An 11,615-nucleotide genomic window follows, 5' to 3' on the forward strand; every position below is an offset into this window, starting at 1 on the left:
CGTAGTTGACCGGCAGGATCGTCGGGCCGCCGCCGTCGTCGAAGGCGACCCGGCCGACGCCACCGGGGAAGATCAGGTGCAGGCACCGGTTGGGGTCGAGCTTCTCCAGCGAGGGATCGGCGGCGGCGGGGCCGCGCCCGGGCGGCAGGTCGACCGTGCCTCCCAGCAGCTCCTCCGGGCTGGTCTCCAGGGCGGCGGCCAGCCGCTGCACGGTCTCGCTGGCAGGGGAGGCCGCGGCCTCCTCCAGGTAGGCGAGGTAACCGGAGTCGATCCCCGCCCGCTCGGCCAGCCGCTCCCTGCTGAGGCCGAGGGTCTCACGCCTGGCCGCGACCCGGCGGCCGAGGTCGCCGGGGGCCGTGATGCGTTCGGTCATGGGTTCTCCCGATGAAGAAGGCGGAGGTGGTCCCGGCCGCCGGAGCGCCCCGGAGCCGACGTGCCCGGAACCGGATCACTCCGGACCTCCCCCCGCTCGCGTGACTCTAACCCGCGCTCCGGCCGCCGGACGACCGTCATGATCGATCGCCATCGTAGGGCAGGGGGCGGCTCCGCGACCGGTTGCGAAGGTCCCTCCTGATGAGGGACCTTCGGCGCTTATCCCGCCGGGCCTGCTCGGGGATGCTGGAAGCAGGGAGGCCGACGGGAGGACGCCGGCCGGGAACGGGATGCGAGGTGCGGAGATGAACGTCCACCCGGCGAGGACCATGACGCCCGAGGAGACCGCCTTCGCGCTCCGCACGGCGGTGGAGGCCGCCGTGCAGGCGCCGTCGGTGCACAACACCCAGCCGTGGGCCTTCACGATCGAGAGCGGGGAGATCCGGCTGGACGCCGACTCCGGCAGGAGGCTGCGGGTCGGCGACCCGGCCGGCCGCGAACTCCTGATCAGCTGCGGCGCCGCCCTGCTGAACGCGCGGCTCGCCCTGCTCGAGCTCGGCTACGAGCCGCGGGTGCGCGTGCTGCCCGACCCGGACCGCCCCGGCCTGCTGGCGACGATCCGGATCGGCGGGGAGGCTCCCCGCGACGAGCACACCCGGCTGCTGCACGCCCAGATCGAGCGCCGCCGCACCCACCGGGCGGGCTTCACCGACCTGCCGGTGCCGGAGCGCCTGGTCGAGGCGCTCGTCGCGCAGGCGTCGGCGGAAGGGGCGCGACTGACCCCCGTCCGGTCGGAGGCCGCGGTCCGGGTGCTCGCCGCGCTGACCGGCGCCGCGCAGGACGTGCAGTCCCAGGACCGGGTCTTCGGCCTGGAGGTGGTCCGCTGGGCCCGCCCGCCCGGCAGCTCCCGCGGGGACGGCGTCCCGGCGCAGGCCTACCCCCGTGAGGCGAGGACCGATCCCCCCTTCGCCCAGCGGGACTACGCCCGGGGCCACTCCTGGGGCCACGCCGCCGACCAGTTCGCCGCCACCTCGGCCGGGGTGGTGGCGGTGCTGACCACCTCCGGCGACTCCCGGGAGGAGTGGCTCGCCGCGGGCCAGGCGCTGCAGCGCGTCCTGCTGCACGCCTTCGCCTACGGGATCAGCGCGGCGTTCCACAGCCAGGCGCTGGAGATGTTCCACCTGCGGGAGTTCCTCCGGCAGGAGGTCTGCTCGGGGGAGCACCCGCAGATGATCATGCGGTTGGGCTTCACCTTCGACGACACGCCGGGCGTCCGGCGCCCGGTCTCGGAGGTGCTGGAGGAGCGCTGACCGTCCGGTCCGGGACGGGAGGCCTGACGGGCCCGGCGCCCGTACGGCGCACGCGCGCGGAGCGGTTCCCGGGGCTCCGCGCCGGGCCGCCCGGGACGTTCGGGATGCCGGGCGGCCCGGGGCGGCTCAGTCCCGGGCGTGCTCCCAGTAGGGGTCGCGGTAGAGCACCACGGCGGTGCCGCGCAGCAGTTCGTCCGGGGCAGAGACCAGCACCAGCTCGCCCGCCGCCTCCAGGCTCCGCAGGACGTCGCGCACGCGGGGACCGACCGGCAGCCGGCCCACCGGCAGGCCCAGGGCGTCCCGGACGGCGTCGGCGACCTGGGAGAGGCGGAACGGCCCGGGCAGCAGGGCGATCAGCGCGCGGACGACGTCGACGGTGATCACCGTCTCGGCCTCGGCGTAGGCGAGCTGCCACTGCAGTTGCGCCCTGCGCCGCCCGCTCCCGGCGCAGGAGGTGCAGGGCTGGGCGTAGTCGGGCACGACCTGCTCGGTCCCGGAGCCCAGGCAGGTGGTGCACTGGTCGGTCTCCATCGCGTGCAGCTCGGCCGCCGTCCGGTCGCCCAGCTGCTTGCCGCACAGGCAGAGATAGACCCGGAAACCGCCGTTGACCAGGGCGAGGTCGTCGGCGTCGTCGGGGATCTCCTCCCACAGCGCGGTGATCGTGTGTTTTCTCATGGTCTCCGCGACTCTACCGACCCGCCCGGGACGGAACCGCCGGAGGAGGCCTCCGGCTGCCGGATATCGCTACTTTAGGGAGCATGACGACATATCGCGGGAGCGTTCAGCGGGTGCTGCGGTGGCCGGTGAAGTCGCTGCGGGGCGAGGAGATCGAGCAGGCGCGGCTCGACGAGCGGGGGCTGGCCGGGGACCGCGCCTACGCGCTGGTCGACGAGCGCGACCACCACGCCGGCAGGGTGCTGACCGTGCGGCAGCGCGCGGAGATGCTCCACTGGCGCAGCGGTTACCCGGGGGAGGACCGGACGGGAGATGGGACGCCGACGCTGACGGCGCCGGACGGGTCCGAGTGGAAGTGGGACGACCCCGGGCTGGCCGGTGCGCTGGCGGAGTCGCTGGGAACGCCGCTGCGCCTGCGGGCCGCCGACGGCCAGCAGGACCGGGGGCCCACCGTGCTGGTGACGACCGAGGCGTCCCGGGCCGCACTGGAGGAGGAGCTGGGAGCGCCGGTGGACCTGCGCAGGTTCCGGCCGAACCTCCACCTCGTCCTGGACGCCCCCGCCTTCGCGGAGGAGGAGTGGACGGCCGGCACCGTGATCACCGTCGGGGACGCGGAGCTGGCGGTCGAGGGGGGCGTGGCGGGACCGTGCATCAGGTGCGCGGTGCCGAGCTGGGACCCCGACGGGCGGGAGCGCTGGCCGCGGCTGCAGAAATGGATCATCGAGCGGCACGCGAACAAATTCGGAGTGATCATGACAGTGGCCCGTCCCGGTACCGTCCGCCGAGGCGACCCGGTGGCGGCCGTTCCGGTGACCGGGGCGTAGCCGAGGGTGCGAGTACGGATCCCTCCGCCCGGAGGGGCCGGGGTGCGGTGTCGGGTGCGGGAGACCCCGGGCGGGCTCCCGAGTGGGGAGAAGACGGAGATGTCAGTGCTCGTGGCGTTCAGCGTGACGCCGATCGGAGCAGGGGAGGACGTGGGCGAACTGGTCGCCGAGGCCGTCCGGGTGGTGCGGGCCTCGGGGCTGCCGAACCGCACCGACGCGATGTTCACCACGATCGAGGGTGAGGATTTCGATCAGGTCATGGGCGTGGTCAAGGACGCGGTGGCGGCGGTCGAGGCCCGGTGCGGGCGGGTCAGCCTGGTGCTGAAGGCCGACATCCGGGAGGGAGCAGGCGGCCGCATGGACGCCAAGGTCGCCACCGTGGAGCGGCATCTGGCATGACGGCCCGCGGGTCCCGCCTCCCGCCCGCCGTACTCCTCGCGGCGGTTCCGCGCCCCGGGAACACCGGAGGCCGGTGGTCGGTTGAACCGTCTGGATCGACGGGCGAGGAGAGTGTGCCGCATGGCGGGAAGAGGATCGGTCGGACGCCTGGTCGCGGGCGGGCTGGCGCTGGCCGCCGCCGGGTGGGCGCTGCGGGACGTCCCGGCGGAGCTGGGCGGCAGGGCCGCCGGCGAGCGGCTGGCGCGCGTGCTCCGGTCGCCGCGGTTCCGCGACGGGGCCTTCCGCAACTCCGTGCCGGCGGACCTGGTCCCGCCGGGCAGCGCGCCGGCGATCCTCGCCCGGATGCTCCTCGACCGGGACGGCCGCCGGCCGGCGGGCCCCGTCCCGCTGGTGGACTCTCCGGCCACGCCGCCGTCCGAGACCGGCCTGAGCGTCGTCTGGTACGGCCACGCGACCACGCTGGTGGAGATCGAGGGGCGGCGGGTGCTGTTCGACCCGGTGTGGAGCGAGCGTGCCTCCCCCGTCCCGATGGCCGGTCCGCGGCGGCTGCACCCGCCGCCGGTCCCGCTGGCGGGCCTGCCGGCGCTCGACGCGGTCGCGATCTCGCACGACCACTACGACCACCTCGACCGGGCGACGGTGCGCGCGCTCACCGCGACGCAGACGGCGCCGTTCCTGGTCCCGCTGGGCATCGGCGCCCACCTGGAGCGCTGGGGCGTGCCCTCCTCCCGGATCGTCGAGCTCGACTGGGAGGAGGAGGCGATCGTCGCGGGCCTGAGGTTCACCTCCACCGCGGCCCGCCACTTCTCCGGCCGCACCCTGCGCCGCAACGACACCCTGTGGGGCTCCTGGGTGGTCGCGAGCGCGCAGCGGCGGGTGTTCTACGCCGGTGACTCCGGTTACTTCGACGGCTACGCCCGGATCGGCGCCGCGCACGGCCCCTTCGACCTGACGCTCATGCCGATCGGCGCCTACAGCCCCAGCTGGCCCGACATCCACATGGACCCCGAGCAGGCGGTCGCGGCCCACCTGGACCTGGGCGGCGAGCTGCTGCTGCCCGTGCACTGGGCGACGTTCAGCCTCGCCCTGCACCCGTGGGCCGAGCCCGTCGACCGGCTGTGGCACGAGGCCAAGGCCCGTGACGTGCGGCTCGCGATCCCCCGGCCGGGCGACCGGATCGACGCCGGCGACGCGCCGCAGACCGACCCCTGGTGGGAGCTGCTCGGCGAGATGTAGAACCTTTGCATCGTGTGGCCGTTATGTCGGGTTTTTTGGGGTACGGCGCCTCCGGGTCCGGCGAACCGCGGTGGGACTCCGCTCAGCGCGACCGCCGCACGTGGACCGCGAGTGTGAGGGGGTGGGACGCGTGACCTCCGTTCCCCGGCCGCCCGACGAGGACGAGCGCGTCGCCGAGCTGGCCGAGCTGCAGTCGCTGCGGACCGTGCCCGAACCCGACTTCTCCGCGATCGCCGAGCTGGCCGCGACCGTCTGCCAGACGCCGATCGCCCTCGTCACCCTGGTCGGCGCCGACGGCCAGGAGTACAAGGGCCGGGTCGGCGTCACCGCGACCCACGGCGCCAGAGAGGCGACGGCGTGCGCGTACGTCATCTGCGGCCGTCAGGTGCTGGAGATCCCCGACGCGCTGGCCGACTCGCGCTTCCGCGAGAACCCCTGGGTGACCGGGCCGCCGTACGTGCGCTTCTACGCGGGCGCGCCCATCGTCAGCAGCCACGACCACGCCCTGGGGGCGGTGGCGGTGATGGACCACGTGCCGCGCAGGCTGAGCCCGCCCCGGCGGCAGGCGCTGATCACCCTGGGAGCCAGCACCGCCGGGCTGCTGGAGGCCCACCACTACACCCAGCGGGCCGATGAGATCATCCACCGGCTGCGCGACGTGGAGGAACTGAAGAACCAGTTCCTGCGCACCGTCAACCACGAGCTGCGCACCCCGCTGACCTCGATCGGCAGCTACCTGCAGCTCATCCAGGACGGCGACCTGGACGAGGTGACCGAGCAGAGGTTCCTGCGCGTCATCGAGCGCAACAGCCACCGCATCCTGCGGCTGATCGACGAGCTGCTGCTGATCGCCAGCCTCAACGCCCGCACCGCCTCCCACCGCCCGGCGCGGACGGACCTGGTCGCCCTCGCCCGCCGTACGGTCGACCGGTTCATCCCCGACGCCCGCACCGGCCAGCTGGACATCCGCCTGCACGCACCGGAGCACGTGATGGTGTGGGCCGACGCCGGCCGCCTGGAGCACGCGCTGGACCAGGTGGTGGACAACGCCGTCAAGTTCACCCCGCCCGGCGGGAACGTGGACGTCGCCGTCATCGCCGGTCCCGTCCCGGCGGTGGAGGTGCGCGACAGCGGCATCGGCATCGACCCCGCCGACATCGACCACGTCCTGAAGGACTTCTACCGCGCCCCCGGCGCCGAGGAGCGGGCGATCGGCGGCACCGGGGTGGGCCTGGCCATCACCGACAAGATCGTCACAATGCACGGCGGAGAGGTGCGCATCAGCAGCAGGCCCGGCCACGGCACCTGCGTGCGCATCACGCTGCCCGCCGCGACCGGCGGCCCGGTGCCGGTGGGCTGACCGCGGGGGCGGCGCCGGGACGCGGCCCGGCTCCGGCCCGGATCAGCTCCGGGAGGGCCCGGCTCCGGTCGCCGGGCGGGTGCGGACGACCAGGTCGTGCAGGACGCCGTCCGCGGTGGCGGTCTCCGGCAGGCGGGAGGCGTCCCTGGCGGCCTCCAGCCCGGCCGTCGGCCGGGCGACGTCGCGGTCAGAGCAGGGCCTTTCGCACGGCGGTCAGATAGTCGTCGACGGCGCGGCGGTCGGGGAGTTCGGGCAGGGCGCTCCGGTCGCCGAGGGCGGCGAAGGCGGCGTCCAGCTCCGCACGCCAGCGCTCCACCTCCGGCCACGGGATCTCGCCCCGGCGCAGCGCCAGCAGCCGGTCGCGGTGGGCGTCCATCCGCACCAGCGGCTCGCCCTCGCGGGCCAGGTGCAGTCCGCTGATCATCAGCCTGATCATGTGCATCGCCTGCTTCCACTTCGGCCGGGCGGGATCGAGCCTGCGGAACTGGGCGTCGGCGTAGCCGGTGAACGTCCGGCAGGCGCGCCGGGACAGGAACGCCCGCCGCAGCGCCAGCAGGTCGCGGCCCGCCGGGGCGGATCGCTCGACGATCGGCGACCACAGGCACTCCAGGACCGTCGGGTTGGCCTCCAGCGCCAGCACGCAGAACCGCTCGACCTCCCAGGAGAACTGCTCGGGCAGCGGTCCCTCGACGTGGGTCGGGGGTTTGTCCAGCCGCCAGAACAGCGGGGTCGGCGCGGCGAAGACGCCGCGCCGGTCCACGTCGGACTCCTCGGTCTCCAGCCCGTACGCGCGGGAGCCGACCACCACCGACAGCACCAGATGATCCGGGACGAACCGCATGTTCACCGTCCCAGCCTGCCAGAGGGAGAGCGGCTCCCCGCACGGGGTTCCGGAACGCGGTGCTCAGCCGGTCCCGAACGGGTTGTTGACGGCGTAGCGCCATATCCCGTCCGGCCCCCGCCGGGCGACGTCGGCCGCGGTCCCCTGGAGGCGGACCTCCTCACCGCTGTCCGCCGTGCCGCGGACGGACCAGTCGACGATGAGCAGGGCGACGTCGCCTGCGACGTAGGCGTGCCGCAGCCGGGCGTCGATCGGAAGGCCGAGCCCGAGGAGGTGCCGGTCGGCGGCGGCCCGTGCCTCGCCAATGACGGGATGCCCCGGTCCGGGGACGAGCACGCCCGGGTCGTCGTAGAGCCGGTCGAGGTGCTCCGCATTGCCGGAGTTGAACGCTTCTGCGAAGGCTGCGGGAAGCTGCGCGGCGTCTTCGGGGAGGAGCGCGCGCGAGGCGCTTTCGTCATGAGTTGTCATGACAGATACATCGTACCATATTAATGATCTTTTTGGGTGGGCGCTGCTCCACCGCGCTCTGCGGGTGCCCTCGGAGAGAGCCGGTCCGCCGCGCCGGTGCCGCCCTCTTTCCCGGCGCCGGGTTTGACCGGCGCCGGAGATGCGTCTACCGAACCGGGGCAACTCCATTCCTTCAATCGAGGGACGACGTCCCCTGGCCGAGTCGGATGGTGGCGTGGCGGCTTCCTGTGCGGTACTCACAGCCGCCGAGGACGAATCAGACGATCTTCCCTCCGGAGGGCGGTCAGGAGACGTCCCGATCGGCGGCGGGCACTGAGGGCTTGGACGTTCGCATCCTCGCCACCAGCCAGATGCACGCCGATCGAGGGGGTCGTGACCGGCCGCGCCGGAGTTCTTCAGGCGCCGGGTGACTCGCCCAGGACATACCGCAGATAGAAGTCGGGTTTGACCAGGAACCGGCGCCAGTGGTCGACGACTTGAAGCTTGTCCCATTCGGTGGCGTGGATACCGTCATCGCCGAGTTCCAGGATGTGCGCGCCGGGGAGACCGGTGAGGATCGGTGAATGCGTGGCGCAGATGATCTGCCCGCCCTCGCGGACGACCTGGTCCATGAGGCCGACCAATCGCAGGCAGGAGTGAAACGACAGTGCAGCCTCAGGTTCATCCATCAGGTAGATCCCCGGCCCGGTCACCATGCGCTCCAGCACGGTGAGGAAGCCCTCCCCGTGCGACTGCTCATCAAGGTGCCGCTCCCAGTATCCAGGCAACCCCGAGACGGCGCGTCCCAGGTTGACCAGGGTCTCGGCGCGAAGGAAGAACACTCGCCGCTTGAGACGGGGTCCCCTGGTGAGCCGTAGGCCGGCGACGGTGAAGTCGACGTCGAGAATCTCGCCCAGCGCGGTGGCCGGGCCCGTGGAGGCATATCGGGTGCCGGCCTTGCCGCCTTCGGAGTTGACGCCGCACGCATCGGCGATCGCCTCAATGATCGTGGACTTGCCGGAACCGTTCTCGCCGACAAGGAAGGTCACCGGCGCGGTCAGGGTGATGCCGTCGGAGAGAGCACGGACGGCAGGCAGGGTGAACGGCCACTCACCAGAGGGGTGGTCGGGGATCGCAAGACGGGTGATCAGCATCGGGTCACGGCTTCTGGGCGGGCTCAAGCAGGCTTGCGGCGTGAGCGCGGACGGGGTGCTACAGGTCGGGACGGTCGCCCAGGCGGTCGGCACGGTCGAGGACGTGGGCGGCGGCCGACAATCGGGCCAGGCGGCCGGTGGAGGTGCCGAGCATGTAGGTGAACACCTCCCGGACGTGTTCTGTGGTGGCGGGGGTCAGCACAGGTACGATACGGCCCCGCCGTAGCCGGCTGGGTCGCCACCCCGGTACGCCCAGTCCGGCAGCCACGGGCCCGGGCGGGTGAGGTTGGCCCAGGGCGGGTCGGTGGGCTCGGTGCGCAGCACCGGCAGGTCGGGCAGATCGAGGAAGCGGCCGTGGAAAGCTTCGACGCGGCCGATCAGGGCGCCCGGATCGTTCTCGCCCCGCCGGGGGCCGGCGCGTCGAGTTGTGTGCGCAGGTCGCTCCACCAGGAGGTGGGCGGGATCAGGGGCGCGGTCAGTTCGGGGAAGGCCGGCGATCACAGGGAGGAAACCTTCATCCGGTGCGGGCATGCCGCTTCCGGTTCCGCCCTTGTCCGGCACTCAGAGGGCATTTGGTTTGCACCTGTTTGTCTTAACGTCCCTCGCCGGGTTGGAGTGTTTTCGCCCGTGATGCGTTTGCTGGTGTTGTCGATCATCGCGATGTGGATCATGGCTTCGGGGTTGGCCGGCAGGGTCTCGTAGTCGCGGGCGAGGCGGCGGTGGAGCATGAGCCACCCGAACGTGCGCTCGATCACCCGGTGTCGCGGAAGAACGTGGAAGCCGCGGGTGCCGGGGTCTCGGTGAACTACCCGGGTGTGGACGCCCAAAGTGGCGGCATGGTCGGCGAACTGCTTCTTGAATCCGGTGTCGACCCAGGTCAGAGCAGGTGTCGGGTGGTCGGCCTCAGCCTGGTCCAGGACCTGGATGTCGGCCTGCTTCTCCGAGACGGACGCGGCACAGACGGTCACCGCCAGGGGCAGGCCGAGTGCGTCCGTCCTTGACGCGGCCAGGCCGGTCAAGTCGCAGTTGAGCCGGGCGAAGACGCCCTCGTCGCGCCAGGCGGCGCAGTAGGAGTAGACGGTGCCGTGGGGCGGGAAGTCGTACGGGAGGTAGGCCCAGGCGATGCCGGTCCGGTTCAGATACAAGATCACGTTGAAGATGTCGCGCAGGTCGGTGGGAGCGGGCGCCCCGGTGGGCCGCCGGTCGAGCCGCGCCTGCCGCCAGGCGGTGAGGATGGGTTCGATCAGGCCCCATCGGGCGTCGGAGATGTCGGAAGGGTAGGCGCGTCGGGGGGTCATGCCCGACCTCTATGCCACTCCTTCCGTGCTGCCGTGCAACCTCCGAAATGCGGCGCGTCCAGGACATGTCCACGCCAGACGGAATCCGGGGTGGTTCGTCTCATGGGACGGACACCGGCCCGCCAGGAGGGCGATGCACAAAGCGGGAGATGTATCACAAGCAATCCATTTCTCCCCTTCGACAAACACGACCTATGGTCACACGGTCTCCCAAAACGCCCTCTCAGTAACTCACTGTAAAAATTTAACCACCTATGGTTGCATCGGCTGGTGTCGACGCAGAGCCGCTGTGCCCGCGTCCCCTCGTCCAGGAGGTTCGAGAGGATGCCAGGCGGCCTGTGGCTGTCTGATCTCCGTTCGCCCCGCTGATCGGGTGAAGCCGTCCCTGCCGGGGTCAGTCCCGGCCGGTAGGCCTCCTGTGGGGTGTTGCCGGCGCCGCCGCTCACCCAGGCGGTCACCATCAGCACCGCCACCTCCGCTGTGCCGGGCGCGGCGCGCAGCGGCCGGCAGATCTCGGCCCCGGGCAGATCGGGCAGCCGCCCGTCCATCACCACAAGGTCCGGGCGTGCATCCTCGGCCGCCTCCAAGGCCTGAGGGCTGTCGGTCGTCGCGACCCCGGCCGCCGCGGGCCGTACGGTGCGTGCTCTACCCGGTGGCTCGGCGCAGCTTCGGAGCAGCCGGGCCTCCTACGGGAAGATCACGGACGCATGGGGGCGGCGGCACGTCCAGGCTGACGGGCCGCCGGAACGGGGCCGGCGTCCGCACCTGCAGCGCCGACGGCCGTCGCGGGTTCGGGCCGCTGGGCGCGGCGGCTCTCCCAGGCGAACAGGTAACGGCGGATGATCTGCACCGCGGGCGCGGGCAGGGAGCGGAAGGTCACCACGATGTGCTGGCCGATGCCGTCGGGGGCCTCGCGCACGATGGTGACCTTCCCGATGTGGCTGACGGCCCCGGTGCTGAGCATGACCTGGACGTGCAGCTCCTCGCCCACGGCGATGTCGGAGGCCGGCGCCCAGCAGCGCAGCGCCTTTTCGCTCAGGTCCAGCAGAGTGCTGTTGAAGGTGACGGCGGGCTGGGCGGCCAGGGTGGAGATGCGCATCTTCTCCCCGCCGCCGCCGCGCTCGTGCCGGCGGCGGCCGGTCGGGCGCGGCTCGCCCAGCGGGCGCAGGTGCCAGCGCTCTGATGGGCCGGTGGTGATGTTCTCCAGCAGGACCGGCAGCACGACGCGGCCGTCCTCGGTGATCCAGAACACGGTCAGGTGGCTGCCGACCTCGGCGGACACCAGGCTCTTGGCGTCGGCGGGCGCGGCGACGACGATCGTGTCGGCGGTGATCGCCTCCAGCCGGGAGCGGTGCCCGGTGTCGTCGTCGACGCAGACATACAGGGCGCTTTTCGGCAGGGGAAGGGGAATCATGGGACGACACCCTTGTGATCATGGGAATGGGGACGGGAACGGGCCTGCGGCGGGCGGCGCGGTGGCGTCGGCCGTTAGCCGGATCGCGCGGCGTCACCGCCTTGCGAAGCCTGTCGGGTGGTGCACTCAGAGAGAGTAGGCGGGCACGTTGCGTGCTTCAGCCGTCACTGTCGGAATCCGGTTGAGAGGTTCCTCACCCGTGGTCGTGCCGACTCCCCGGGGATCCGGGGTTCCGCAGTTGATGTAGCGGGATAGTCCGCGAATCTGGGGATTGACGTGCGGAAA

Annotated in this window: 14 protein-coding genes and 1 pseudogene; 5 read left to right on the forward strand and 10 right to left on the reverse strand. The window is 72.3% G+C overall.

Features of this window, described 5'->3' with window-relative positions; translation table 11 throughout:
- On the reverse strand, window positions 1–373 hold a 373-nt coding region (locus IEZ06_RS34855), incomplete at its 3' end, for a helix-turn-helix domain-containing protein (RefSeq protein WP_189240936.1).
- Between the two features lie 304 nt (window positions 374–677).
- Here IEZ06_RS34855 and IEZ06_RS34860 point away from each other — a divergent pair.
- The gene (locus IEZ06_RS34860) at window positions 678–1,682 is read left to right on the forward strand and encodes an Acg family FMN-binding oxidoreductase (RefSeq protein ID WP_229799121.1); all 1,005 of its coding nucleotides are present in this window, start codon (window positions 678–680) and stop codon (window positions 1,680–1,682) included.
- Window positions 1,683–1,808: 126 nt separating this feature from the next.
- Here the strand turns inward: IEZ06_RS34860 and IEZ06_RS34865 are convergent, their stop codons facing one another.
- Window positions 1,809–2,357, reverse strand: coding sequence for a hypothetical protein (locus tag IEZ06_RS34865; RefSeq protein WP_189240937.1), 549 nt, complete (start codon window positions 2,355–2,357; stop codon window positions 1,809–1,811).
- Between the two features lie 83 nt (window positions 2,358–2,440).
- Between IEZ06_RS34865 and IEZ06_RS34870 the strand changes: the two genes are divergently transcribed.
- The 4 genes from IEZ06_RS34870 to IEZ06_RS34885 all read left to right on the forward strand — a co-directional run bounded on the left by IEZ06_RS34870 (window position 2,441) and on the right by IEZ06_RS34885 (window position 6,176).
- Complete coding sequence (locus IEZ06_RS34870; protein ID WP_189240938.1) at window positions 2,441–3,181, forward strand: MOSC domain-containing protein; 741 nt, start codon at window positions 2,441–2,443, stop codon at window positions 3,179–3,181.
- Window positions 3,182–3,280: 99 nt separating this feature from the next.
- A complete protein-coding gene (locus IEZ06_RS34875; RefSeq protein WP_268245648.1) occupies window positions 3,281–3,580 on the forward strand; it encodes an MTH1187 family thiamine-binding protein in 300 nt (99 codons plus the stop codon).
- Window positions 3,581–3,700: 120 nt separating this feature from the next.
- Window positions 3,701–4,816 carry an MBL fold metallo-hydrolase gene (locus tag IEZ06_RS34880; protein WP_189240939.1) on the forward strand — a complete coding sequence of 372 codons (1,116 nt, stop codon included), beginning with the start codon at window positions 3,701–3,703 and terminating at the stop codon, window positions 4,814–4,816.
- A gap of 130 nt (window positions 4,817–4,946) precedes the next feature.
- Entirely contained in the window at window positions 4,947–6,176 is a 1,230-nt protein-coding gene (locus IEZ06_RS34885; protein WP_189240940.1) for a sensor histidine kinase, read from the forward strand.
- 187 nt (window positions 6,177–6,363) lie between these two features.
- Here the strand turns inward: IEZ06_RS34885 and IEZ06_RS34890 are convergent, their stop codons facing one another.
- From IEZ06_RS34890 to IEZ06_RS34925, 8 genes and pseudogenes are all read right to left on the reverse strand, one after another.
- The gene (locus tag IEZ06_RS34890; protein WP_189240949.1) at window positions 6,364–7,017 is read right to left on the reverse strand and encodes a nucleotidyltransferase domain-containing protein; all 654 of its coding nucleotides are present in this window, start codon (window positions 7,015–7,017) and stop codon (window positions 6,364–6,366) included.
- Between the two features lie 63 nt (window positions 7,018–7,080).
- Window positions 7,081–7,485, reverse strand: coding sequence for a YybH family protein (locus tag IEZ06_RS34895; protein ID WP_189240941.1), 405 nt, complete (start codon window positions 7,483–7,485; stop codon window positions 7,081–7,083).
- 395 nt (window positions 7,486–7,880) lie between these two features.
- Window positions 7,881–8,618, reverse strand: coding sequence for an AAA family ATPase (locus tag IEZ06_RS34900; RefSeq protein WP_189240942.1), 738 nt, complete (start codon window positions 8,616–8,618; stop codon window positions 7,881–7,883).
- Between the two features lie 58 nt (window positions 8,619–8,676).
- Window positions 8,677–8,820, reverse strand: coding sequence for a hypothetical protein (locus tag IEZ06_RS34905; protein ID WP_189240943.1), 144 nt, complete (start codon window positions 8,818–8,820; stop codon window positions 8,677–8,679).
- Window positions 8,814–9,119: a hypothetical protein gene (locus tag IEZ06_RS34910; protein ID WP_189240944.1), complete on the reverse strand. Its 306-nt coding sequence runs from the start codon at window positions 9,117–9,119 to the stop codon at window positions 8,814–8,816. Before IEZ06_RS34910 ends, IEZ06_RS34905 begins: the two co-directional genes overlap by 7 nt.
- A 92-nt stretch (window positions 9,120–9,211) precedes the next feature.
- Window positions 9,212–9,916 (reverse strand): annotated as a pseudogene (locus IEZ06_RS34915) (transposase); the annotation flags it as partial.
- The gene (locus tag IEZ06_RS34920; RefSeq protein ID WP_203872402.1) at window positions 9,913–10,593 is read right to left on the reverse strand and encodes a response regulator; all 681 of its coding nucleotides are present in this window, start codon (window positions 10,591–10,593) and stop codon (window positions 9,913–9,915) included. The pseudogene IEZ06_RS34915 and the gene IEZ06_RS34920, both read right to left, overlap by 4 nt.
- Before the next feature lie 20 nt (window positions 10,594–10,613).
- On the reverse strand, window positions 10,614–11,330 hold the full coding sequence (locus IEZ06_RS34925; RefSeq protein ID WP_189240946.1) for a PilZ domain-containing protein: 717 nt from the start codon (window positions 11,328–11,330) through the stop codon (window positions 10,614–10,616).
- Window positions 11,331–11,615 lie beyond the last annotated feature (285 nt).

It is taken from the genome of Planomonospora antibiotica (assembly GCF_014647955.1).
Classification (GTDB): Bacteria; Actinomycetota; Actinomycetes; order Streptosporangiales; family Streptosporangiaceae; genus Planomonospora; species Planomonospora parontospora.